Origin of the sequence: Bacillus sp. RC251, from assembly GCF_044908765.1 — a bacterium.
Taxonomy (GTDB): domain Bacteria; phylum Bacillota; class Bacilli; order Bacillales; family Bacillaceae_G; genus Bacillus_A; species Bacillus_A wiedmannii.
Window position 1 is genome coordinate 173,746 of the sequence record NZ_JBIYDP010000004.1, and the last position, 25,059, is coordinate 198,804.

Genomic DNA, 25,059 nt, shown 5'->3' on the forward strand with positions numbered 1-25,059 from the left:
AAAGTATTACTTGTCAGCTTTTTTTAGTATGATCGCATTTCTTGTTTGACTAATACGCTCGTAAAATAGTAATTTATCACGACTAAATACATGCAATAAAACATGAATAATAAATAGACCGTTAATTACAAATTGGAATAATAGTATAACTAGTAATACTAAAGGCTCTGTATGATTTAAGATAGAGCTACTCGAAAGAATATAATTGATTCCGCCTAAAATGAAATAGAATATCCCGTAACGAATGAATAATTCTTTTAGTGTAATACGCTCAGCTTGTCCTTTAATATAAATTCGAAGCAACGCTTTTCCTATTGTTCTTCCATTCGTAAAGTATGGAATGATAATAAAGTAAATAAAGATCGAACACGTTATGAAAATGAGTTCGTATATGTTCGTGTAAGATTGAATATTAGAAACAAAGAAGGAATTTCCTTTGTTTTTAATGACAGGTACAACGATAGATAAGAAAATCCAATCAATTTGCATCGCGATAAAACGACGAACGAATCCGACTGGTTTTGTTTCTAAATCAATATGAATATCTAATTCACTTGTTTTCGGAAGGAAGTACGTAAATATTGGTGCAATGATAAAACCAATTACGCCGCCTAGCGTGTTTAAAAACAAATCGTCAATATCAAATAAGCGATAGGCACAATTATAAATACCATATAATCCAGTTACTTGTGTTAACTCAAAGAACAGTGAAAGGCAAAAAGAAATGCACACTGTTTGTAAGAAACTACGTCGGAAATAATAACGTAAGTAAATACCAAATGGAACGGTTAATAGAACGTTAAATGTTACTTGTAAAAACGCAGATTCTTTTAATAGGTAGAAATAAGTAGCTGGTTTCGTTAAAATTGCCGAGGTATGATTACTAATTTCTTGTATGAAATAAAATGGTGATAGTTGCATATGTTGCGTATTAGTCGGTTGTAGGCTACAAGTATCATATGTTTGTGGTAACGGCAAAATCACAAGAAAATAGGCATTTAATAAGTAAAGTAATAATGAGTATAAAATAAATGAACGCCATTTATTTAAATAACCATACTTTCGGTAGTTAAATATTAAAAAAGGTATTAAGAGAAACATTGCTAAAATAGGAAATAAAATAAATGCTGTTTTTACTGGAAATAAATATGCAGTCAAAATGAAGCTCCTTTCATTGAAAATTCGTTTATCATTATAACGTTAAAAGAGCCTGAAAACAAAATTAAAATATTTCGAAATAGAAAAAATTTCAAATTTAAACGGGATTAAGTTATACTAAATTTAATATAAGGATATTGTGATTATTATAAGTTGAGAGAGGGTACAAGATATGCGATATGAGCTTTTTTCTGTAAGTGGGGATCATATTACAACTTTTGAAAGTGCATGGCGTTTTCAGGAGGGAGAACAGATTTTTGTTCATGATGATCAAACAAAACGAAATTTTATTATTATCCGCCTAACGCATGATGTATTTCAACAAAATAAACATGTTATTCGTTTGTATTGTCAAGAAAAGAAAGTATACGCATAAAAGAGGGCCCCTCTTACTGTACAGAAAGGTAAGAGGGATTTTATCATTATAAAGATATAAAAAAGCGAGTCATCCTAGTTTAATAGAATGACTCGTTTTTCGATTTGTAAGTTGAACTTTATAAGAAAATAAGAGTAAGTACACCTACGATAATGCAATAGAAAGAGAAATATTTTAAATTTCCTTTTGCCATAATGTTCATAAACCATTTTAAAGAAATATACGTCATGATAAATGTTGCGATAAATGCAACGACATATGGCACGAATAATGTGTCTAGATTTGGATCTTTTGCAATGTCTGTAATACTTAGTAATAAACCACCTAAGCTAACAGGGATATATAGTAAGAATGAGAAACGAAGAGCTGTTTCTTGCTTCATACCAAGTAACATCGCTGCGACGATTGTTGCACCTGATCGGCTTATTCCAGGAATTAGTGCGCAAGCTTGTGCTAATCCGACGATGATTGCATCTTTCATAGAAAGGTCGCCATCATTTTTACGCCCACGCAAGTTTCTAATAATCCAAAGGCCGACAGCAGTAATAAGGAGGGAAATCCCAACCATCTTCACACCTTTTAAGTACTGATCGATGTAATCTTTAAATAAAACACCAATAACACCTGCTGGAATGGTCGCAATAACAAGGTAAATAATAAAGAAGAAATCTGATTTTGCGCCTTCCGCTCTTGTAAATATATAAGATAGACCATTCTTCGTTAGACGAATTAAATCGTTTCTATAAATAAGTAATACAGCTAATAATGAAGCTGAATTAACAAGTAGTTCGAAGCTAAATCCTTCTATTTTTAGTCCTAGCAAATGTTGTGCTAAAACGAGGTGACCACTTGAAGAAATCGGAATGGGTTCTGTTAGTCCTTGGAACAGACCAAGAATTAAATATTTTAAAATGTAATGAAATTGTTCCATAATAACCTCCTTGTTTATTAGTCGAAAGAAACAACTTTTCCATTATAACAAAGATATGGATGAATATTGAAAAGAAATAAAAATTCGAAATATAATAAAACCCCCTTATAGCGCTAAAGGGGGGGTTATTATTAATGAGAAGCCGCTGTTTCTTGAAGACCTTTAGTCAATTGAACATCGACTTTTTCGGCATCATGAATATGGTTCATAATAGTAGTATTTAATTTTTGGAACATTTGTTGTGTATTAGAGAATTCACGTAATATATCATCATTACAAGATTTTTGGTTTTCGATAGCTTTAATAACATTTGTAGCACCGCTTTGTAACGTTTGAATCATAATTAAAATATTTTCAATTCTAGCGTTTGTATCAGCACTCATTTCGACACCTTCATCAACTAAATGCAAATTATCTTTTGTGTTATCGTATGCTTTTTCAATTTCTTCTTGAATTTTTTTCGTTAAGTTACCGATGTTTTTTGTACTTTCGGCTGTACTTTCCGCTAGTTTTCTTACTTCATTGGCAACGACAGCGAATCCTTTACCGTGCTCTCCAGCACGCGCAGCTTCAATACTCGCATTTAAAGCAAGTAAATTTGTTTGTGCTGCAATGTTTTGGATGACTTCTACAATTTGCTCGATTTCTTTTGAGCGCTCACTTAAATGATTCATACTATTAGACGTGCGCTGAGATTGTTCACCTAATTTATTAATTACAATAAGTAAACGATGAACAGATTCTTTTCCTTCATTAGAACAGTCAATAATTTCTTCAATTGACTGAATTAAGCTTTGTTCTTTTTGTAACATTTCATTATTCAATTCATTGGAATGTGTTGTACGCGTTGAAACATTTTCGAAACATGAGCTTAATTGTTGAACTAAATTTTGAAGTGTATGGTGTTGATTATTTACAAGTTGGTGCTCTTGAACGACGCTTTGCACACGGTCGTGAATAGAAGAAATGATTTCTTGTTTTTCAATATCTTTTTGTTTTAATTCTGCTTCTAATTCCTGTATACGATTTTCTAATTGATCAATTTTATGTTGGAGTGATTTCTTTTGAGTAAACATATATTTATTTCAACCGCCTTTAGAAGTTATATTTTCTCTATATTTGGATTTTAGCATCTTTTATAATTTTTAAATATAGGAATTGTTAAATATTTAAGAATCTATTACATTTTATGCATAATTCCCTTTTTTTCGTCATGAAAAATAAACTGTATTTAATGGTATTGTAAACAAACTGTAAAATAAATCATGTATAACTGTATAAGAAGGGAGTCGGATTATGAACTATTTTAAGCGAATCAGTAGTCTAGTATTAGCAGGCATTATCGGTCTTTCTAGTACAGTCGCTGTAAAAGCAGAGTCAAACGACGAGAAACTTAACAACATGCAACAGCAATTGCAGCAAAACGATGCAGATATGCAAAAGAAAGAGCAAGAGAAGCAAGCTGTTAGTAAAGAAATTAAAGGTATCGAAAACGAACTACATAATTTAAATAATACAATTGCAAAAAATAAAGAGGATCAAGCTGCTATTCAACGTAAAATCGATGAAACACATAAGCAGATTGAGCAAAAAAAGAATGAAATTGTCGTTTTAGAGGATAAAGTCCTTGCTCGTAAGGATATTATGAGAAAACGTATGGTTTCTGTTCAAAACAGTTCAAATACAAGTTTAGTAGTGGAAGTTGTAGTAGAGTCAAAAAACTTTGCAGATTTCTTACAACGTATGAACGCAGTTTCTACTATTTTAGAAGCTGATAAAGAAATTTTACGTCTACAAGAACAAGATCTTCGTCAAATTGAAGAGGATAAGAAAACAATTGATGAAAAAGAAGCATCTTTAGTAGTAGACAAACAAAAATTAGCAAAAGCACAAGCTGAGTTGCAAGATAACTTGAAAAAGCGTCAAGATAACTTACAAACAGTTCAAGCTAAATATAATCAGGTTGCAAGCCAACTTAATTTAGCAGCAGAAGAAAAAGCTAAAATTGAGTCAAATATGAAGGCAGTACAAGAAACAATTGCTCGTGAGCAAGAAGCAGCAAGAATTGCTGCAGAAGAGCGTGCAAAAGCAGAAGCAGCTGCAAAGGCTGAGCAAGAAGCTTTAGCTAAGGCACAGGCTGAAATTGCTGAAAAACAAAAGCAAGAAAAAGCTAGTAAACCAGCTGAACCTGTAGCGAAAAATACAGTAACAGAGTCTAAACCTGATACGAAACCAGCTCAAGGTGGAAAAGAATTTTACGTAACAGCAACTGCTTATACAGCTGATCCATCTGAAAACGGCTATAAACCGGGTGAAACTGTAAAATCTAGGTTAGGACATAATTTAACTGCAAATCCAAACATGAAATTAATTGCTGTAGATCCATCTGTTATCCCACTAGGTTCTACTGTATATGTAGAAGGATATGGAACAGCAATTGCTGGAGATACTGGTAGTGCAATAAAAGGGCATATCATTGATCTATTAATGCCAAACTCAGCTCAAGCTAATGAGTGGGGTAGAAGAACAGTTAAAGTTAAAATTTTAAATTAATATGTAATCCAACTTTACAATACGTAAAGTTGGATTTTTTTATAAAAATAATGTTAAGTTAAGTTTACATTTTGTTAAGGAAAGCATACAATGAAATTGAGAGGTGGTAAAATTGACCATTTTAAATAGAGTGAAGGAGTTAAGAGCTCGCTTTAATTTTTCCCAAAGTGTATTAGCAGAAAAGGTTGGAGTGACAAGACAAACAATCGCGGCAATTGAAAAAGGGGATTATGTCCCTTCACTGTTATTAGCACTTACGATTTGCGATGTATTTCAGTTAAAGATGGAAGATGTGTTTGTTTTAAATAAGGAGGGGGAAAATGATGAATAGAATTGCTGTTTCTTATATTGTAAATGTGCTGAGATTTGTGATTGCTTGTTGGGCATTTATTGAACTCTATTATGCTTGGATAGAGCTGGCAAATATTATTGAAACTGAGAAATTGCCATTTGAAGTAACAATCAATATGATACCATTAGGATTGTTAACAATTGTAGCTATTATAACGACGATTTTTTATAAAGTTCAAAAGAAGAAACATAAAGCACTTTCTTATTGGATGTACCCATTACTCTTTCCACAAGAAGATGAGCGGGAAAAAGAAATCACACAAAAGGCATGCCGAACAACATTTATTTCATTTTGGTACGGAGTAGTTATTGCTATTGGATTTTTAACACTTTCTCCTGTAGCCGATTTATATATTCCTGGATATCCGTTATATATTTTATTTTTCATGCTTTTTGTTCAAATGACAGTCTTTCACGTATCACTATACAGAAATAAATTAGCTTAAAAAGAAACCTTCTTGCACGTGCGAGAAGGTTTCTTTTTAGCTTACACTTGTACATATAGCAATATTATCTTATCATTTTATATAGAGTAAGATTTTGTAAGGGAAAGGAATTGTATATGAATAAGCAAAGAATTTATAGTATAGTAGCAATCCTTCTATTTGTTGTAGGTGGTGTGTTAATCGGAAAGCCATTTTACGATGGATATCAGGCTGAAAAGAAACAGACTGAAAATGTGCAGGCTGTTCAAAAGATGGATTATGAAAAACATGAGACGGAATTTGTAGATGCTTCGAAAATTGATCAACCAGACTTGGCAGAAGTAGCGAGTGCATCATTAGATAAGAAACAAGTAATTGGTCGTATTTCGATCCCGAGTGTTTCATTAGAACTTCCTGTTTTAAAATCTTCTACTGAGAAAAACCTATTATCAGGTGCAGCAACAGTAAAAGAAAATCAAGTCATGGGAAAAGGGAATTATGCATTAGCAGGACATAACATGTCTAAAAAAGGTGTTTTATTTAGTGATATAGCCTCTTTAAAAAAAGGTGATAAAATTTATTTGTATGATAATGAAAATGAATATGAATATGCGGTTACTGGTGTATCTGAAGTAACTCCTGATAAATGGGAGGTTGTCGAGGATCATGGGAAAGATGAGATAACGCTTATTACATGTGTATCTGTGAAAGATAATTCTAAACGTTACGTTGTTGCTGGTGATTTAGTAGGAACGAAGGCGAAGAAGTAAAAAAGAAGGTCAACTCTTTAAAGAGTTGACCTTCTTTTTTACTAATGTTGAGAAATAATAGAATATTTTAGTTAGTATTTAAGTATTTTTCTATTTATGTATAATAAAGTTAGAATTCAAGATTTTGGGAGGAACAAGAGTGAAACAACAGGTGAAGAAACTTCTTTTAACAACAAGTGTAGCGTTATTGGTAGCTCCAATTTCAGCCTATGCGCATCCAGGGCGTACAGATGCTAATGGAGGACATACGTGTCGGACAAATTGTGAAAAATGGGGATTACAGTACGGGGAATATCATTATCACAATAAGCCAGCTTCTAGTAGTGGTGCAACGAGTCCAGCTCCTAGCCCAAATGATAATGGTGCTGTAGAAGCCGAAAGACAAGTAGAAGCGCAGCGCAATGCTGAGGCTGAAAAACAACGTGCCGCAGAGGAGCAGCGTAAAGCTGAAGAAGAGAGACAACGTGTAGCGGAGGAACAAAGAAAAGCAGAGGAAGAGAGACAACGTGTAGCTGAAGAGCAAAGAAAAGCAGAAGAGGCACGTAAGCGAGAGGAAGTACAGCGTCAAGCTGATATGGAAAAAGGGCAGCTTGAGGGACAAAAAAGTGGAGAGACTGATTTTAAAGCAGGGAAAAATGATGCGGAATCACATTTAGCTGGAAAATCAGATACATATAAAGAAGCATTCAAAACTGCATATGTTGCATCTTGGTCTTTAGAAGAGCAGAAGAAAACGCATTTTGAAAAAGGAAAAGAGCAAGGTTTAGCACAAGAGACGATGGAAGATAGTCAAATTGCTCCGGAGTTTAAGCCGAACTTTGCAGAAGGTTTCCAAGTAGGGAATAAAGAAAGAACAGAAAACATTGAAAAAGAGCAAGCTGAACTAGGGGAAAAGGCAGGTAAGGAACTAGCCGGAAAGAACCCTGGAAATAGAGAGAAAGATGTGTACGTGAAGGTGTATGAAACAGCTTATGAAAAGGGCTATAAGTCTACAAAAAAAGCAGTAGAAAAGGCTGGCTATAAGTATGCATTTGAAAACTATGATTTGAAAGTTCCTGCTAAGTATGAAAAAAATGAATCGTTAAAGAAATGGTTTATTGAAGGATTTAAATCAAATAAAAAAGCAGCAGAAATTAGAGAAGAAGGATATAAAAAAGGAGGCAGTTGGCTTGCATTCTTCTATAAGAATTTTGTGCCAAGTGAATATAAAGAACATAAAGAGCTGTACGAACAAGCGATAGAAAAAGGTAAGAATGCATAAAAAAGATGAGGGATTTCCCCTCATCTTTTTTAATCCATCCATTTCACTAATCTCTTAGAAATTAATAATAAAACACAACCTAATACAATTGCTACAGCTCCGATTACGGTAAATACTTCAGCATATCCAAGTGAAGTTGTGAAGCTTGCAAGTTGTCCGCCTAAAATGTTGGCGATTCCTGAGCTTGCTAACCATACTCCCATTAATAAAGAAGCAAGTTTTACTGGGGCAAGTGCACTAACCATTGAAAGTCCAACAGGTGATAGGAATAGCTCACCTAACGTATGGAAAAGATACGTAAAGACGATAAATAGTAAGTTTGCTTTTTCTGTAATGTTATGTTCATCACTACCAGTTTTTAATGTAGCGATAACGAGAATGATATAACCGATACCGAGCAAGATCATACCAAGTCCCATTTTAGTTGGGATTTTTAAATCCCCGCGCTTGCGAGTTGCAAGTTTTGCCCATAATGCTGAAATGACTGGAGCAAGTAAAATAATAAATAATGGATTGACCGATTGGAACCAAGATGTTGGAACTTCCCATCCGAACACAGAGCGGTCTACAAATTTGTTTGTATATAATGTTAATGAGCTACCAGCTTGTTCAAAGCCAGCCCAGAAGAAGACAACGAAGCATGTTAAAATGACGATAACTGCGGTACGTTGTTTTTCTTTTTTTGTTAACGGTGTATCTCCTACTGATGGTTGTCCATCTGTTGTTTGCAAATCACGAGTTGGTTTTTTACCGATATCACCAAGGAAGCGATTTGATAATGTTGTAAATAAAATTTGTCCAATGATCATTCCGACTGAAGCGGCTAAGAAACCGTAACGGAATCCAAAGTGAACAACGCCATCCACTGTTGTTTTGAATAAATTTTCTGATAAAAATCCGCAAACGAGTGGAGCTAAAAATGAACCGACGTTAATACCCATATAGAAAATCGTAAATGCACTATCACGTTTTGGATCGTTCTCTTCGTATAATTCCCCAACCAGTGTAGAGATGTTCGGTTTGAAGAATCCGTTACCGATAATAATAAGCGCTAATCCGAGGTATAGGCCGACTTGGTTTTGCATGGCAAATAGTGTAAGGTTACCGATTGCCATTGTTATACCACCAATTGTGATCGCTTTTCGTCTACCTAGGAACCGGTCTGTTAAGTACCCACCAATCATTGGTGTGAAATAACAGGCTCCAGTATAAAATCCGTAAATGGAGAGTGCCCACGCAGGACTAAACCCAAGACCACCGCTTACTAAAGCTGTCGTTAAATATAATGTTAATAATCCTCGTAATCCATAGTAACTAAATCTTTCCCACATTTCTGTAAAGAAGAGTAAGTATAAACCTGGAGGATGTTTCTTTTTTCTTTGTTGTTCTCTTTCTAGTTGTATCGCTGATTCCATGTTATTTTCCTCCTGACACAAACAAAAACAAAGTTAATAATTTTGTACATTTAATATTTTACTTTATTAACTATTATAAGTCAATAAAGGTTGATTTTTCAGAAGAAATTGGAAAAGAGATATAGCTATAGAATGGGTGTTTCTTTTATGTTAGACTATGGACTATGTTTTCTTTGTTAGGAAGCGGATTATTGCACTTTTTTATATGTGAAATTGATTTCATGAAAGATGAAATTAAAGAAGGAGAAACAAATGAAATTGTTACAGAAAAAAGAAATTTTACTGATTAGCCTTATGTTATTCTCGATGTTCTTTGGAGCGGGGAATCTTATATTCCCACCTTTCCTTGGGTATGAAGCAGGAGAACATGTGTGGATTTCATTAATAGGATTTATTATATCAGCAACAGGTCTTCCTATATTGGGTGTTATCGCTATTGCGAAAGCGGGAAGCTTTCAAACGTTAGCGGGGAGGGTTCATTCTTCATTCGCCATTATTTTCCCATGTATCGTGTATTTATTTATTGGACCAGGTCTTGGTATACCACGTGCAGGAAGTTTAGCTTTTGAAATGGGACCAGGTCAGTTCTTCACAGAATCGGGAAGTGTAGTTTTATTATGTTACACGGTTATTTTCTTTAGTATTGTGTACTGGTTAAGTTTATCACCGTCTAAATTAATGGGGTTGTTCGGAAAAGTTTTAACACCGTTATTATTAGGTATGATTGCCCTTATTTTTATAAAGAGTATGTTTACATCAGTAGGCAGTGTGAAAGAGGCTACTGGAAACTATGAACAAGCTCCTATGTTCCAAGGCTTTTTAGATGGATATTTAACAATGGATGCGCTAGCCGCTTTAATTTTTGGGATTGTTATTGCAAATGCTCTTCGTGCAAAAGGTGTTGAAGATGATAAAGGTTTAGCGAAATATATGAGTATTGCTGGAATTGGTGCAGGACTATTATTATCTATTATTTATGTCATACTTGGATATGTTGGTTCAATTAGCGGTTCGTTAGGTACATTTGATAATGGGGCGAACGTGTTAGCGCAAGTGATGACTACATTATTTGGACAAGGCGGAGTCGTTTTATTAGGTCTTATTTTTACGATCGCGTGTTTATGTGTGTCAATCGGACTTGTTACGTCTTGTAGTCAATTTTTCGCAAGTGTATTTCCGAAAGTAGCGTATAAAGTTTGGGCATTTATATTGAGTTTTGTTAGTATGATTTTAGCTAATTTAGGATTAACACAAATTTTAAAAGTATCAGTACCGATTCTTGGGTTTATTTATCCAGTTGCATTAACACTTATTATTTTAGGGTTATTCCATAAATATATTGGAAAGTATGCATACGTATATGCAGTAACTGTTGGGATTGTAGCAGTATTTAGTGCAATCGATATTTTCAATAAAAATGTAATGATGAATCAGTGGACGCCAATATTGAAATACATTCCGTTTTATACAGAAGGTGTTGGATGGATTGTTCCAGCTATTATAGGTGTTTGTATTGGTGTCATCGTTAGTGTTGTTCTAAATAAGAATAAATGAGTAAAAAGGTGTTTTCCTATTTCGGAAGACACCTTTCTTTTTTTAGGAAAAATAGTATTGAAAATGAATAGACTAAGAGTATGATAAAGATAATTGGTAATATATAGATTTTGAATAGATGATGAGGGGGGAGCGTATGAAGGAGGATTTAAATAAGAAAATAGAAGCGCTCGAAACGGCAATTGAAACGATTCAAGAAGCGCTTTTTGAATTGAAAGCAAAACAAAGAGAAATAGAAGTAGAAAATGCTCAGCAACATGTTAGTAAGGAAAAGGAAGAATATATTGAAACGGTAACGGAGGAAAAACAAAAAGAAGAAGTAGTTACAATAAAAGAGCCTGTGCAAGAACGTGAGGTAAAACAAGTAGATATATCTGCTTTTAAACCAGAACCATTTAATATTGTTAAGTTTTGCCAAACGTGGTTACCACGCATATTTGTCGGTATTATGTTACTTGGAGTAATCTGGTTGTTTAAAGCAGGGGTAGATGCTGGATTATTAACGCCAGCAATACGAATTGTGTTTGGTATTGTCCTATCAATCGGTTTTTATTATATAGGGGATATTCAAATTAAACGAGAGCGGCAAGCGTTAGGGTTAGTATTAGCAGGAGGAAGTATAACGGGTATAGTTTTAACGACATTTGCGGCACATTATTTATATGGCTTTATTCCGGCGAGTGTCGCGTTTGTATGTAATATTGCATGGGTCATTTTAGGTATTTATGTAGCGAAGAGGTATCAATCGGAATATCTTACTATATTCGTAGCCGTAGGAGCTTTCTTCGTGCCATTCTTATTAAATAGTACGACTCCTAATCCTTATATTTTCTTTGGATATGAGACGATACTAACACTTAGCTTATTATGGTATGCGTTGAAAAATCGTTATCAGTATTTATATATGATTTCTTATGCTGTTGCTGCTATTGTCCTTTTTGTTTTCTTTGCTATTATGTCAATGTTAGTAGAGGATTTGCAAGTACAGTTAACAGTTGTTTATGGTTTGATTCACTTACTATTATTTTGGCATATGTTTACGGAGAGAAGCTTTATATTAGAGCCACGCTTGGCGATATTTAGTGCGAATGCAGTTTTCTTTATATTAGCCATTTCAAAAATACCTGAATTTACAACATGGGGATTAATGATTAGTGCACTCGTTCACGCTACGATGTTCGTGTTTGAATATAGAAAAAATAGGCATTCTTCATTTACAAATCTTTTATTTGGTTTCGCAATGGGTGCATTTAGTTTAGCGATTTTATATGAGTATAGTTTAGTGAATGCAGCGATTGTATTATTATTACAAGGTTTCCTCGGTATGGTGACTTCTATTAAAGTAAAACAACAAATAAAATTATATGTTAGCGCGACGATTTACGCGATTGGAATGATACAGACCATTTTTAGCCCGTTCGATCATTTTGTTTCAGCTGGGTTTGTTGCTCATATTATTTTAATAGGTACATTTTATTACTGCATGAAACGAGCGAAAGATGTATTAACGAGCTTCGGAAAATATGTTTATTCTATAGCACTCTATTGGTTTATGGTTATCGTATTTATTGCAATTACTAGAGTCGGTGAAGTGCTGTCTACAGATGGAAGTATAATAAGCGTATCTGTATCGTTATTATGGATGGTATATGCATTATTTGCCGTTTGGCTTGGAAGGAATAAAAATATGAATGAAATATTGTATGCCGGCTTAGTCGTGTTAGTCGTAACGATAGGGAAGCTATTCCTTCTGGACTTACCAGAAGTATCGATGATGATCAGGGCTGTGTTATTCTTAATTGTAGGTAGTATAGGTATCGTTATTTCAAGAATGTTTTTCTCGAAAGAAGAGAAGTGAGAAGAAGGCAATCCGCATGCGGATTGCCTTCTTCATCATTTCTTATTAATCGTTACAGCCTCACTATATTTCGCTGTTGTATTTTGGCGTAGACGAAGTGTTGCTTGTCCAGTTGTATTTGAATCAAGTTGTACGTTCACAATTTTTTCAGCAGAACCAAAGCTGTTTGTTGTGAATGAGAAGGCGCTACTATATCCGAAAGTAGATGGCCAAGTGCCGTTTGTATTTTGGACTTTTGCTACTTGTGTTCCACCAGTCGAGAAGATACCTAAAGAATAGTTATTATAAGTTGTATTAGGTAATAAGTTGTTTACTTGAATCTTTATTTGGAACACTTCATTGTTTGGTAGAATGCTAGGGCGTGTAATCACATAATCATTTGCTGTTACGGCGCCGTTATATCCGTATGAACCAGATTTAAATGTATTTGTATTAAACCATTGGTAACCCGCGTTTGGTGCACTCCAAGGTTCTGGTTGTGGCTCTGTTGATAAGCTTGGTTGTTCAAATGTTTGTAAAGCAGTAGGTGAATCAAGTTGTAAACCGTTTACTTGATCTAAGCTTGTAAATGTTTCTTTATTCGATAGCCAATTTACGATATTTTCTAGTAAGATAGCATCGTTTTCTTCTTTATATCCATCGTAAGTTTTCTTTGTTTGGCCAGAATCTTCACGAACGTATTTTGGCGATGCATCTTCAACTGGAGAAGAATCACCGATAAAGGCAGCTTTTCCAAGTCCTACTTTTGCGATTGCGGCATATGGACCCTCTGCAACGCCACCGCCGTTATAAACACCACTATCAACAGCGTTATTCCATTTTGACGGATTTTCTGGAAGATAAACAAGTCCTTTTGCTAGTTTTGGGTTTGTAATTGCTAGAGTAGAACCAGCGTGCATTGCTACAGATGAAACACCTTTTGTAATTCCAAATGATTGTTCAGGCGACACAATATTTTTAGCTGCAACATCACCGATTGCATTGTAGCGGAAGCGAATACCGAAGTTGTCAGATAGCCAATCAGAGCTTTCTACTCCTTGCATAGCTTGTGAATTTACTTCCTCACTAGACATTCCTTTTGCAGGATTATCCCAAGCACCGCGTCTGTATCCATTAAATACTTCAGAAGAGTCCCAGCGATTTTTATTACGATCTGCATTATAATGATCAGCAATGAAGAAGATACTACCGCCATTTTTCACGTATTGTAACATAGCATCTTGTTCAGATTTTTTGTAAGGAATATTTGCCTCTGGAACGATAAACACGTTGTAATTTTTTAAGTCGTCGTATGTAATAGGTGTTGATTTACGAAGTTCTTTTACATGATATCCATTTTGGGCAATGCCGTTTCCGAAATCAGAAAAGCCACCATCAATAACCCAGTCAGCAGTCCCGGCCGTTTGACCGTGTGTATTATCGAATAATACTTTCTTCCCGCTATTTTGATTTACAACCTTTGCAGCAATTTCAGGAGCTGGGTCTACAGAGCTTTCTGCATAAGTAGACGGTATGAACGAACTCCCCATACTAAGTGTAATTGCTGTTGCTAAAGAAAATGTAATCCACTTTTTATTCTTCATAGAAGAATCCCCCTAATAATAAATATATGTGCTTTAATAATGTAATTTATTTTTCTGAAAAAAAAAAGACGGAAAACGTAAAAAATATTAAAAAATTGTAAAAATACCGTGAATTTTGTTGAGAAATATTTATATAGACAATAAAAAATCCCTTCCAATTAATAAGGAAGGGATAGCTTGTTTAACTAATCTTTGAATTAGGTGTTTCATCAATCTTATGAAATCCTTTCATATAATACACGATAGCTAAGCCAATAAGCCAAATTGGGCCAACGATTAATGCAATTCGTGTATCTTCTGAATACGCCATTATACATAGTACAAGTGCAAGGAAGCCAAGTGAGAAGTAAGAGCTTAATGGATGTAAAGGCATTTTATACGTTAGCTTGTCTTTTTTCTCAGTTGATAATCCTTTACGGAATTTAATTTGAGCGACTAATATAATCCCCCAAGTCCAAATTGCCCCGAAAGTTGAAATACTAGTCAGCCATGTAAACACTTTTGCGGGCACAAGATAGTTTAATATAACACCAACGAGTAAAACGATAGCTGTTGCTACAATTCCTTGACTCGGAATACCGTTTTTATTTAAACGACCAAATCTTTCAGGTGCTTTCTTTTGCTGAGCTAAGGTAAATAGCATACGGCCTGTACTAAATAAACCACCATTACAAGAAGAAAGAGCTGCTGTTAATACGACAAAGTTAATAATACCTGCTGCTTTTGCAATGCCGATTTGTTGGAATGTTAATACGAATGGACTTCCTTTCTCGCCAAGTTCGTTCCATGGATAAATTGCCATCATAACGAATAATGCCCCGACGTAAAAGATTAGGATTCTCCAAAATACGTTATCGATAGCTTTTGCGAGTGTTTTCTTCGGGTTTTGAGCTTCACCAGCTGTAACACCGATTAATTCAACGCCTAAATAAGCGAATAACACCATTTGCATGGAGAGTAGTAACCCAGAAAAACCATTTGGGAACCAGCCACCATGTGACCAAAGGTTTGAAATACCAGTAGCGATACCACCGTTTCCGAATCCGAATAAAATAATACCAGCTCCAACAATTATCATACAGATAATTGTGACAATTTTGATGAGAGCAAACCAAAACTCAAGTTCTCCAAATACTTTTACTGATAAGAAGTTGAAAGCGCTCATTAATAATAGAGCGAGTAGTGCCCAAGTCCAGCGCGGGATATCTGGGAACCAGTACTGCATGTAAATGCCAGCCGCCGTAATTTCAGCCATGCAAGTAACAACCCATAAAAACCAGTAGTTCCAACCAGTAATATAGCCAGCAAGTGGGCCGATATAATCATTAGCGTATTTACTAAAAGAACCGGCAACCGGTTGTTCAATTGCCATTTCTCCGAGTGCTCGCATAATGAAAAAAATAACGAGTCCAGCGATCATATAACCTAGTAAGATGGAAGGACCGGCTAGTTTAATAGCAGAAGCGGATCCTAAAAATAGTCCAACGCCAATAGCTGAACCGAGTGACATTAAAGTAATATGTCGTTCTTTTAAACCTCGATTTAAAGTTTCAGATTTGTTTGTGTGCTGCATAAGAAGAATCCTCCTTGTAGAGTGAACGATATTTGAATGCGTTTGCTAAATATTTAACTATTTCAAATTATAAAACATTTCTATCTGTTATGCTACAAAAATAATCATGATGAACTGTACTACATCTAAACTTGTCAGACTTAAACTTAAAATTCGAACTATTAGCTAATATATTGACTCTTCTTTTTATTGATTGTTAAGATTAAGTATTATATTTTCTCACATACTAGTAAGAAAAGAATATGTGATAATAATTCAGATGTAGGAAGGGTACATAACCATGTTTCAATTACAAAAATATAACACTTCTGTGAAGCAAGAGCTTTTAGCTGGCATCACAACTTTTTTTACATTTGCGTATATTCTTGTCATCAATCCGAAAATATTATCTGATGCAGGTGTACCATTTGATCAAGCTTTTACAGCAACTATTATTGCGACTGTTATAGGGACGCTATGTATGGCGTTTTTAGCTAACTATCCAATTGTTATTGCTCCAGCTATGGGAATGAATGCGTATTTTGCTTATTCTGTTGTTCAACAGGCAGAGGGGATTACATATGTCATTGCGTTTTCAGCAGTATTTGTAACAGGTATCATTTTTCTTTTATTATCTTTCACTTCATTTAGGCAAAAGCTAATTGTCGCAATTCCTGATAGTTTAAAACATGCAATTGCAGGTGGAATTGGACTATTTATTGCTTTTATTGGATTACGCCTTTCTGGAATTATCGTTGATCATCCATCTAATTTAGTTACGATTGGTGATTTTCATTCTCCAGCCGTTATTTTAACTTTAATTGGTTTAATATTAGCGGCGGTATTAATGGCATTACGTGTGAGCGGTGCATTATTTATTAGTATGATTGTGACAGGAGTTATCGCCTTCTCTACAGGTCAATTGAAGTTTACGGATAAAATTGTTGCGATGCCTCATTTACCAGAGGGAATTATCGTTTCAAACCCAATCAATGCTTTTTCAGATGTAATTGAATATGGATTATACGGTGTTGTATTTTCATTTTTACTTGTACTGTTATTTGATACAACAGGTGCATTACTCGGTTTAATTAAACAAGCAGGTTTAATTACAGATAATACAGAGAAGCGTTTTGGTAAAGCATTTATTGCGGATGCAATTGGCGGGACTACAGGTTCTATCTTTGGAACAAGCCCAACAGCAGCGACGATTGAATCATCAGCTGGTATTGCTGCAGGTGGTAAAACAGGATTAACAGGTATTGTAGTTGTCGGTCTAACGATTATAACGGCATTCTTCAGCCCTGTGATTGCTTCTTTATCAAGTGTAGCCGCTATTACAGCTCCTTCATTAATTATTGTAGGTAGTTTAATGGCGCAAAGTCTTCGTGATATTAATTGGAATGAATTTGAAGATGCATTACCAGCATTTTTAATTTTCGTTGGTATTCCGTTAACGTCTAGCATTGCGAATGGAATTGTAATTGGATTTTTAGTGTATCCAGTCTTAAAAATTGTGAAAGGGAAAGCGATGGAAGTACATCCGTTACTATACTTATTTACAATTTTATTTGGATGTCATTTATTCTTATAATATAGATATAGGAAAGGGGCTTCTTATGAGAGGCTCCTTTTTTGTGTATAATAAGGTGAAAATCAAATTAATGGAGTAAAATATAAATTACTTAATGGAATATATATGTTACAATATAGGTGAAGGAGGAACATGAATGGCTGTAAGTAAAATAAAAGTCGCGCGTGTTCAGTTAGATTTAACGCAGCAACAATTAGCAGAAAAAGTAGGCGTTACAAGGCAAACGATTAGTTTAATTGAGAAGGGGAAATACAACCCGTCTTTAGATTTATGTTTGAAAATTTGTTATGCGGTAGACAAAACATTGAATGATTTATTTTGGGAGGAAGAGGAGTGAGGGGATGAGAATGGTGAAAGATGAACGTTTAATGATTGAGGGGCTAAAACATATTAGACTCGTTTTCATCTTACAAAATATCGTCATACTAGGTATTGTTTTTTATCGCTACGTTTTGCAAGATGCAGGATATGAAAGTGTTTCAGATTTATTAATGGTATTTATGTGCGGGATCGTAGTCATTAACTTCTTAAATTTAAAACATTCTGTAGAGGCATATGAGCATACAGGTGGAGTATCACGGAGCTATTTTATGAAATTATTATTTATTCCAGTAGGTATTGTTATTGGAATTTTAGCTATTTGTATCATTGTAACACCAGATATTTCTATAAAGGAAATTAGTATGACAGGACTTATTATGTTTGCTTGTTTTTTAGTTCCTAGTTTGTTTATATACATATATATGAGAAAAATAAAAAGTGAAGATTGAAATATAAGAAGAGCTTTCCCATATTGCGGAAAGCTTTTCTTATATTCTTTTATATAGTACTTTATGAAGGCCGATCGGTTCAATTTCAAAGATTTCACCATATTCTTGGAAGCCTAAGCGCTTGTAATAGTCAGCTACAGTAATTCGGCCATTACACCATAATATATTTGCTTGGCGTTCTTGCAAGATTTGTTCCGCCTTCTGAATTAAGGAGCTTCCAGCACGGTTGTTTCGAAATTCAGGTAATGTTGCCATTCCTCGTAGACGATAATGAACACCTGCTAGTAAGTCAGGGTATATTTCTTTTGAGAAGGAAGCGATACTAATTAGTTCATCGTTTATAAATGCACCTAAGTGAAAGGTGTCTGTTTCATAGTCAGAAGAGTATTTACAATCTGCTAATGTTTGATTCGGGCGTAAAATTTTTTGACGTAATACGTAAGTTTCAGATCCCTCAATATTTTTCACGGTAATCATATTAACATCCTTTCTTATAAGGCGTTTTCTGTTAGTTGTATAAAGAAATAGGCAGGTGCGGCGAAAAGTCCGAGTATGCTAGCAGTTCCGAGAAGGAGTGAAAGTAAGAGGCAAGAGTATTTTATTCCATTCGATTTTTTCCATCCGTAACTACAAATTTCAATGCTAACACCGATGAGAATAATGGCAACGAGTATTTCCGCCAATAATAAAAGAGCTAAAGTTACAATAGACATAATGTGATCCATCCTCATAATATGTGATAGTAACATTTTACCATATAAAATGGAAAAAAATGCCCCTCAATTATGTGAGGGGCATTTTTCTATTCTAATATGCTTTTTAGTGTATCGATATGTTCTTTTGAGCCAGTTACAAGTAATGTATCGCCGTGTTGTAGGCTTGTATCACCATGTGGGATTAATGCTTTATTTCCACGATAAATTTGAATGACGAGTACATCGCCTAAAAATGGAAGGCGACGAAGTGCAACGCCGTTGTATGTATTGCTGCGTAGTTCCACTTCACGGACTGTTTCGTTTGCTGTTGTAATTAAGCGAACGAGACTCGGTTTATCAATTAGTGCACGTAATAGAATACGTGTAGAGTTAATTGTTGAGAATACGGCGATATGTTCTTGCGTTGCTTTTTCTTGTAGAAGTGGATCTTCTACACTTGCAATAACATGTTCAACCCCTAGCTCTTTTGCATGTTCTGCTAATAATAAGTTTTGTTCATCATCGCTTGTTGCAACAACAACGCGGTCTGCATGAAATGCTGTTTGTTCAGTTAATGAAGCGATTGTGATGTCATCTAATTTTACGATAGGGAAGTCATGTGATTTCGCTTCCTCATCATTTATTTTATTTTGACGCATCATATATAGTGTTACGTCATAATCTTCTCGTTTTAAATCAAGTGATAACGGAAGGGTAATTCTGCTTGCGCCAATAATAGAAACTTTTGGTTTTGGTGTTTCTACTTTTGGGAACATTTTTTTAAATAATATAGGTGCAAAAATACAAGTAATAACTGCGCTTAAAATAAGGGAAGCAGATAAACTTGGACTGATGATTCCTAGTTTTTCACCAATTTGTGCAGCTGCAATAACTAAAGAAAGTGTCGATGTTAATAAGATGGCACTTCCTAGTACGATATTACGTGGATACCATTTTCGTAAGACGAGTGATGGTAACAGTTTTGAGATAAAGAGTCCTATAATTAAAATTGGGATCATTAGCATGCTAGAAGGTTCTTTAAAAATAGACCAAACTTCTAGATTCACACCAACCATTACGAAGAAAATAGGGATGAAGAAACCGTAGCCGATGGAATCCAGTTTTTCAACCATATCTTCATTTGGTGATAATAACGATACGAGTACCCCTGCTAAGAAGGCACCTAAAATATTTTCAGCTCCAACAGATTCAGATAACCCAACTAATATTAAGATGAGTGCAAAAACAGCTCGTGTATCAATTTGTACACTACCAGCTTTTAAGCTATCTAAGTATGGAATGTTTTTAAAGCGTTTTGCAACGAAGTAAATAACAATACCAGCGCCGAATAGAAGAAGAAGGAGCCACATGCTTTGACCGCTTTCGGAATTTAATCCGACGAATACAGCGAGTAAAATCATTGTAACTAAATCTGCAATAACAGCGACTAATAAAATGATTTGTCCGATTGCCGTTTTTCCTAAGTTATTCTCTTTTAATGTTGGTACAACAACACCTAAAGAAATAGTTGAAATAATTAAAGTCATAAACATTGCATTATCCACGAATCCTAGCCATACGAACAGTAATGATAGGGCATAAGATAAGATGAAAATAAATAAGAAGATAATGCTTGCTGCTTGGAATGTGTTTGGTTCGTTTGTCGTATTCTTTTTCCCTTTTTGTTTAAAGATAGAAAAATCAATTTCTAAACCGCTTAAGAACATTAAGAAGATAAATCCTAGTGTCGATAAGACTTGAAGCCACATATCTGGCTGAATAATATTAAACCCACTTTTACCTACAAAGATTCCTGCGATGATTTCTGCAACAACGACAGGAAGTGCTTTTAATTTAAAGCGTTGTAACAAAAGGGGAACGAAAAACGCGATTGCAACGACAACCATAAGTGATAGAACAGAAGTATGATGTTCCATTGCGTTCTCTCCCTTCAAATAAATATAGTACCTATTTAGCCATATAATAGGTAGAAAAGCAACGCATATGGATTCGATTTCATAAAGAAAGAGTTTTCTTAACATTTGTCATAATAAGTATATTTTTCATGATTCTGTTGTTAATTCCGTAATGTGGATGTAATAGGTGAGGGGATAAAGTGAAACTTTAATCAGTGGGGGTCTTACTGCTCGTTAATGCGGGATAAAAAAAGACTGCTGAGGAATCTCAGCAGTCTTTTTCATGTACATTACATTGAGAAGAAGATCCATACAGTTAAACCAACTGTTGCAGTTGCAACGAAGAAACTGTATATCATAGTAAGAATTTGAACTCTTCCTTCTCCTTCTTTTAAATGCATGAACATAATTAATTGTAACAACGCTTGCGCAACAGCCATTACGATAATAGTTGTTAAGATTGTTGAAAGTGGCAGGTTTGTATAAAGTGCCACGTATAACGCTAGAAACGTTAGTGCAAGCGATAAAATAAATCCGAAAACGTGTGACCAAGGGAATCCGCTATGCGCATGTCCGTTTGCCTGGTTGTTATTTTGACCCATTTACGCCACCATCCCGTTCAAGTAAACTAGTGTGTAAATAAAGACCCAAACAAGATCAAGGAAATGCCAGTATAAGCTGATAATAAATACTTTACGAGCTGTAACTGGTGTTAAACCTCGTTTTAAAATTTGGATAATAACACAAATTGCCCAAATGATACCGCCTGTTACGTGGGCTCCGTGCGTTCCAAGAAGAACGAAGAATGCAGATAGGAAAGCACTTGTTTGAATTGTTGCGCCTTCACCGATGTACATAATGAACTCTTCGATTTCAAAGAATAGGAAACCTGCACCTAAAAGTAATGTAAGGATGAACCATCCAAGCATTGCTTTTTGGTTGTGCTTACGCATTTCGTGAATTACGATACCACATGTGAAACTACTTGTTAAAAGTAGTAATGTTTGAATTAAAAGCGTTTTAAGTTCAAACAGTTGCGCTGGGGTTGGGCCATCTGCCGTACGACCAGCAAGTACTAGATAAGAGGCGAAAAGTGTTGCGAACAGCATAATTTCAGCCCCAAGAAAAATCCAGAATCCTAGGATATTCAATCTGCTTTGCTCGGATTGATATTCCAAAGGTAAGCTTTTATCTAAAGCCGCCATATCATTTCACCTCTCATGCTATATGTTCTGTTTCTTTAATTTCATCAACACTTACGTAGTAGCCATCATCATAATCGAATGAACGATAGATTAAGCAAGCTAAAATACCAACGCCGCCGATTGCTGCAAGCCAGAACCAGCTAAATACTAATGCGAAACCTGCAAGACCGAAGAATAAAGACGCAATAATAGGCACACCAGAGTTACTTGGCATGTGAATTGGTTTGATATCTTCTGCTGCTGGTGTAACTGTTTCTCCGCGTTTTTTCATGTACCAGAAAGCATCAGCTTCTTTGATTTCAGGAAGTTTCGCGAAGTTGTAATGTTGTACAGGAGATTGAGTTGCCCATTCAAGTGTACGGCCATCCCATGGATCTCCAGTTGTGTCACGTTCACCGTGACGAGCACTCCAAATTACGTTGTAACAAAGAATTAGGAAACCAATACCCATCATTACCGCACCAACAGATGCGATTTGGTTTAGCCATCCCCATCCAAGACTTTCAGAGTAAGTGTACATACGACGAGTCATACCGTCTAAACCTAAGAAGTACATTGGGAAGAAACAGATATTGAATCCGCTCATAAAGATCCAGAATGTCCATTTACCTAGGCGTTCGTTTAACATATGACCAGTCATTTTTGGATACCAGAATGTGAATCCAGCAAGCATAGCGAATACTGTACCTGCGATTAATACGTAGTGGAAGTGAGCAATTAGGAAGTAGCTGTTATGGTACTGATAATCAGCTGCTGCCATACCAAGCATAACCCCTGTAACCCCACCGACTACGAAGTTTGGAATAAATGCCAATGACCAAAGCATTGGAACTGTAAAACGAATACGTCCTTTATACAGTGTAAACAACCAGTTAAAGATCTTAACCCCGGTTGGAATCGAAATCGCCATTGTCGAAATCGAGAAGAATGAGTTAACCGCTGGACCTGCACCCATCGTGAAGAAGTGATGAAGCCATACGACGAAACTTAGTAAAGAAATTGCAACCATTGAGTATACCATCGCACTGTAACCGAATAGACGTTTACGTGAGAATGTACTAATGATTTCAGAGAAAATACCGAATGCCGGTAAAATAACGATATATACTTCAGGGTGACCCCATACCCAGAATAGGTTGGCCCATAACATTGGCATACCGCCGCTCGCCATCGTAAAGAAGTGAGCATCGAATAGACGGTCAAATGTCATTAATGCAAGAGCAACTGTTAATACTGGGAAAGCGAAAATAATGATAACTGTTGTAATTAAGATTGACCAAGTAAACATTGGCATTCTCATTAAAGTCATACCAGGTGTACGCATTTTTAAGATAGTAACAAGGAAGTTAATACCGGTCATTAGCGTACCGAGACCTGAAATCTGTAATGCAATTGCGTAGTAGTTATTTCCTACACCAGAAGTAAACTCTGTACCTGCCATTGGGAAGTAAGAAGTCCACCCAGCGTCTGGAGAACCACCGATTACGAAAGCGATGTTGAATAACATTGCTCCGACAAAGAATAACCAGAAACTTAAAGCATTTAAGAACGGATATGCAACGTCACGAGCACCAATTTGTAATGGTACTACAAGGTTCATTAATCCCATAACGAATGGCATCGCCATGAAAAGAATCATAACTGTACCGTGTGTTGTGAAGATTCCGTTATAGTGTTCAGCATTTAAATAAGTTGTTTCTGGGAATGTTAACTGTGCACGGATCATTAAACCGTCCATACCACCACGGAATAACATGATAACCGCAGAAATAATATACATGGCCCCAATTTTTTTATGGTCAACAGTTGTTAACCATTCGTCCCAAAGCCATTTCCATTTTTTATACTTTGTTAGTACGAAAATGATTGCTAATGTCACAAGAACGATAGAAGCGTCTGCACCGTAAATAATCGGGTCACCTGTGACAAAGAATTCATCAAGCTTCACTGTGTTCACTCCAATCTGTTGGAATAATAGCTATTATTTTTTGTTTTTGTAGTAGTTGTAATCACAATATTCAAGTGATTTTGGATCTACATAACTTAAGTGGTGACTAGAGAATGTCATACGACCAACTACACCAGGTTTAACAATTTCGTTGTACTTATCTTCTGTTAGTTTAGGAGCAGTTTGTTGTACTTCTTTAACCCACTTGTCATATTTCTCTTTAGTTTTTGCTTCAACTTCGAACTCCATATGTGTGAATCCTTCACCAGAGAAGTTCGCACTACGGCCTAGGTAAGAACCAGGCTTATCAGCTTGTAAATAAAGATCCATAATCATGCCATCCATAGTGTACTTCATACCACCAAGTTCTGGTACCCAGAAAGCATTCATTGGACCGACAGAAGTCAGTTTGAATTGAATTGGTACACCAGCTGGGATGTTTAAATAGTTAACGGTTTCAATTTTTTCCTCTGGGTAACTGAATAACCATTTCCAGTTTGCAGATGTAACATAAATCTCAACTGGTTTAATATGTTTGGACTCTTCCGGAACCTCTTCCGAAGCATACGTTGCTTTTACTGTTGGAATCGATAATGCGATAACGATAATAACAGGAACAAGCGTCCAAATAATTTCTAATAATGTGTTACCGTGTTGTTCAGGTGGCTCGTAGTCCATATTCTCTGGTTTTTCACGATAACGAATCAAGATGACTGTAAACAAGATGAATACAATTGCGATAATTAATGACATAAGCAAGAATGACCAAACAATTAAATCATACTGTGCTTTTGCAACAGGTCCTTGCGGATTTAATACTGCGAGTTTCTTATCACAGCCGCCGAGGAACAGAAGTAATGATAACGGAAGAAGCGAAGCCAGCTTCCAAAACGTTTTCTTTAGTTGCACGATTGAAAATCTCCTTTCTCCTTGGATTGAAACTATGCCAATAAAACAATATAAACCTATTAATTTATAGATGGCAATAGTTTTTGTGATATTGTTAAAAAATAGACACAAATGCACACTTTTTAAGGTGAATATCATTTGTAACTTGATAACATTGTAAACTATTTTCCAGTGAAAAACGTGATTGTGGAAATTTTAAGATAAATAAAGTTATACCAAGATATCCAAGAAATAG

The 25,059-nt window shown here is 35.4% G+C and carries 23 protein-coding genes and 1 pseudogene; 11 read left to right on the plus strand and 13 right to left on the minus strand.

The window, feature by feature from the left end; all coding sequences use genetic code 11:
* Positions 1-6: 6 nt before the first annotated feature.
* Complete coding sequence (locus ABH961_RS17670) at positions 7-1,158, minus strand: VanZ family protein (RefSeq protein WP_404519724.1); 1,152 nt, start codon at positions 1,156-1,158, stop codon at positions 7-9.
* A 172-nt stretch (positions 1,159-1,330) separates the two neighbouring features.
* On the opposite strand from ABH961_RS17670, the gene ABH961_RS17675 reads away from it, so the two are divergent.
* Complete coding sequence (locus tag ABH961_RS17675) at positions 1,331-1,534, plus strand: hypothetical protein (RefSeq protein ID WP_001268332.1); 204 nt, start codon at positions 1,331-1,333, stop codon at positions 1,532-1,534.
* A gap of 118 nt (positions 1,535-1,652) precedes the next feature.
* On the opposite strand, the gene ABH961_RS17680 is transcribed toward ABH961_RS17675, so the two are convergent.
* Both ABH961_RS17680 and ABH961_RS17685 read right to left on the minus strand, forming a co-directional pair.
* Positions 1,653-2,465, minus strand: a complete 813-nt coding sequence (locus tag ABH961_RS17680) for an undecaprenyl-diphosphate phosphatase (protein WP_048541769.1) — start codon at positions 2,463-2,465, stop codon at positions 1,653-1,655.
* A 131-nt stretch (positions 2,466-2,596) separates the two neighbouring features.
* A pseudogene (locus ABH961_RS17685) lies at positions 2,597-3,115 on the minus strand (methyl-accepting chemotaxis protein); the annotation flags it as partial.
* 646 nt (positions 3,116-3,761) lie between these two features.
* Between ABH961_RS17685 and ABH961_RS17690 the strand changes: the two are divergent.
* The 5 genes from ABH961_RS17690 to ABH961_RS17710 all read left to right on the plus strand — a co-directional run bounded on the left by ABH961_RS17690 (position 3,762) and on the right by ABH961_RS17710 (position 7,825).
* Entirely contained in the window at positions 3,762-5,018 is a 1,257-nt protein-coding gene (locus ABH961_RS17690) for a 3D domain-containing protein (RefSeq protein WP_048541773.1), read from the plus strand.
* A 112-nt stretch (positions 5,019-5,130) separates the two neighbouring features.
* Positions 5,131-5,349, plus strand: a complete 219-nt coding sequence (locus ABH961_RS17695) for a helix-turn-helix transcriptional regulator (RefSeq protein ID WP_000154013.1) — start codon at positions 5,131-5,133, stop codon at positions 5,347-5,349.
* Positions 5,342-5,815, plus strand: a complete 474-nt coding sequence (locus ABH961_RS17700; RefSeq protein WP_098077393.1) for a DUF2178 domain-containing protein — start codon at positions 5,342-5,344, stop codon at positions 5,813-5,815. Before ABH961_RS17695 ends, ABH961_RS17700 begins: the two co-directional genes overlap by 8 nt.
* 116 nt (positions 5,816-5,931) lie before the next feature.
* Positions 5,932-6,564: a class A sortase gene (locus tag ABH961_RS17705; protein ID WP_048541777.1), complete on the plus strand. Its 633-nt coding sequence runs from the start codon at positions 5,932-5,934 to the stop codon at positions 6,562-6,564.
* Positions 6,565-6,703: 139 nt separating this feature from the next.
* Positions 6,704-7,825, plus strand: coding sequence for a YHYH domain-containing protein (locus tag ABH961_RS17710; RefSeq protein WP_404519726.1), 1,122 nt, complete (start codon positions 6,704-6,706; stop codon positions 7,823-7,825).
* A 29-nt stretch (positions 7,826-7,854) separates the two neighbouring features.
* Here the strand turns inward: ABH961_RS17710 and ABH961_RS17715 are convergent, their stop codons facing one another.
* Complete coding sequence (locus tag ABH961_RS17715; RefSeq protein ID WP_404519727.1) at positions 7,855-9,240, minus strand: peptide MFS transporter; 1,386 nt, start codon at positions 9,238-9,240, stop codon at positions 7,855-7,857.
* A 252-nt stretch (positions 9,241-9,492) separates the two neighbouring features.
* On the opposite strand from ABH961_RS17715, the gene brnQ1 reads away from it, so the two are divergent.
* Both brnQ1 and ABH961_RS17725 read left to right on the plus strand, forming a co-directional pair.
* Positions 9,493-10,794, plus strand: coding sequence for a branched-chain amino acid transport system II carrier protein BrnQ1 (gene brnQ1 / locus ABH961_RS17720; protein WP_098076807.1), 1,302 nt, complete (start codon positions 9,493-9,495; stop codon positions 10,792-10,794).
* A gap of 136 nt (positions 10,795-10,930) precedes the next feature.
* Positions 10,931-12,652 (plus strand): DUF2339 domain-containing protein, encoded by a 1,722-nt coding sequence (locus ABH961_RS17725; RefSeq protein ID WP_098076804.1) that lies wholly within the window; start codon positions 10,931-10,933, stop codon positions 12,650-12,652.
* A 35-nt stretch (positions 12,653-12,687) separates the two neighbouring features.
* Here the strand turns inward: ABH961_RS17725 and ABH961_RS17730 are convergent, their stop codons facing one another.
* Positions 12,688-14,235, minus strand: coding sequence for a DNA-binding protein (locus tag ABH961_RS17730; protein ID WP_046957300.1), 1,548 nt, complete (start codon positions 14,233-14,235; stop codon positions 12,688-12,690).
* 181 nt (positions 14,236-14,416) lie between these two features.
* Entirely contained in the window at positions 14,417-15,808 is a 1,392-nt protein-coding gene (locus tag ABH961_RS17735) for an amino acid permease (protein WP_048541791.1), read from the minus strand.
* A 280-nt stretch (positions 15,809-16,088) separates the two neighbouring features.
* On the opposite strand from ABH961_RS17735, the gene ABH961_RS17740 reads away from it, so the two are divergent.
* The 3 genes from ABH961_RS17740 to ABH961_RS17750 all read left to right on the plus strand — a co-directional run bounded on the left by ABH961_RS17740 (position 16,089) and on the right by ABH961_RS17750 (position 18,151).
* Positions 16,089-17,381: an NCS2 family permease gene (locus ABH961_RS17740; protein ID WP_404519728.1), complete on the plus strand. Its 1,293-nt coding sequence runs from the start codon at positions 16,089-16,091 to the stop codon at positions 17,379-17,381.
* Between the two features lie 136 nt (positions 17,382-17,517).
* The gene (locus ABH961_RS17745) at positions 17,518-17,718 is read left to right on the plus strand and encodes a helix-turn-helix transcriptional regulator (RefSeq protein ID WP_000301181.1); all 201 of its coding nucleotides are present in this window, start codon (positions 17,518-17,520) and stop codon (positions 17,716-17,718) included.
* 4 nt (positions 17,719-17,722) lie between these two features.
* Positions 17,723-18,151 (plus strand): hypothetical protein, encoded by a 429-nt coding sequence (locus ABH961_RS17750; RefSeq protein WP_048562931.1) that lies wholly within the window; start codon positions 17,723-17,725, stop codon positions 18,149-18,151.
* A gap of 39 nt (positions 18,152-18,190) precedes the next feature.
* Here the strand turns inward: ABH961_RS17750 and ABH961_RS17755 are convergent, their stop codons facing one another.
* From ABH961_RS17755 to ABH961_RS17785, 7 genes are all read right to left on the minus strand, one after another.
* Positions 18,191-18,628: a GNAT family N-acetyltransferase gene (locus ABH961_RS17755; protein WP_098076798.1), complete on the minus strand. Its 438-nt coding sequence runs from the start codon at positions 18,626-18,628 to the stop codon at positions 18,191-18,193.
* 14 nt (positions 18,629-18,642) lie between these two features.
* On the minus strand, positions 18,643-18,900 hold the full coding sequence (locus ABH961_RS17760) for a DUF4022 family protein (RefSeq protein WP_000926994.1): 258 nt from the start codon (positions 18,898-18,900) through the stop codon (positions 18,643-18,645).
* Between the two features lie 53 nt (positions 18,901-18,953).
* Positions 18,954-20,783: a monovalent cation:proton antiporter family protein gene (locus ABH961_RS17765; RefSeq protein ID WP_098076795.1), complete on the minus strand. Its 1,830-nt coding sequence runs from the start codon at positions 20,781-20,783 to the stop codon at positions 18,954-18,956.
* Positions 20,784-21,052: 269 nt separating this feature from the next.
* Positions 21,053-21,364: a cytochrome aa3 quinol oxidase subunit IV gene (gene qoxD, locus ABH961_RS17770; protein ID WP_000531382.1), complete on the minus strand. Its 312-nt coding sequence runs from the start codon at positions 21,362-21,364 to the stop codon at positions 21,053-21,055.
* Positions 21,365-21,967 carry a cytochrome aa3 quinol oxidase subunit III gene (qoxC, locus tag ABH961_RS17775; RefSeq protein WP_000729313.1) on the minus strand — a complete coding sequence of 201 codons (603 nt, stop codon included), beginning with the start codon at positions 21,965-21,967 and terminating at the stop codon, positions 21,365-21,367.
* A 13-nt stretch (positions 21,968-21,980) separates the two neighbouring features.
* On the minus strand, positions 21,981-23,915 hold the full coding sequence (qoxB, locus tag ABH961_RS17780) for a cytochrome aa3 quinol oxidase subunit I (protein WP_000762383.1): 1,935 nt from the start codon (positions 23,913-23,915) through the stop codon (positions 21,981-21,983).
* A gap of 33 nt (positions 23,916-23,948) precedes the next feature.
* Positions 23,949-24,824 (minus strand): cytochrome aa3 quinol oxidase subunit II, encoded by an 876-nt coding sequence (locus ABH961_RS17785; protein ID WP_001176181.1) that lies wholly within the window; start codon positions 24,822-24,824, stop codon positions 23,949-23,951.
* Positions 24,825-25,059: the final 235 nt, after the last annotated feature.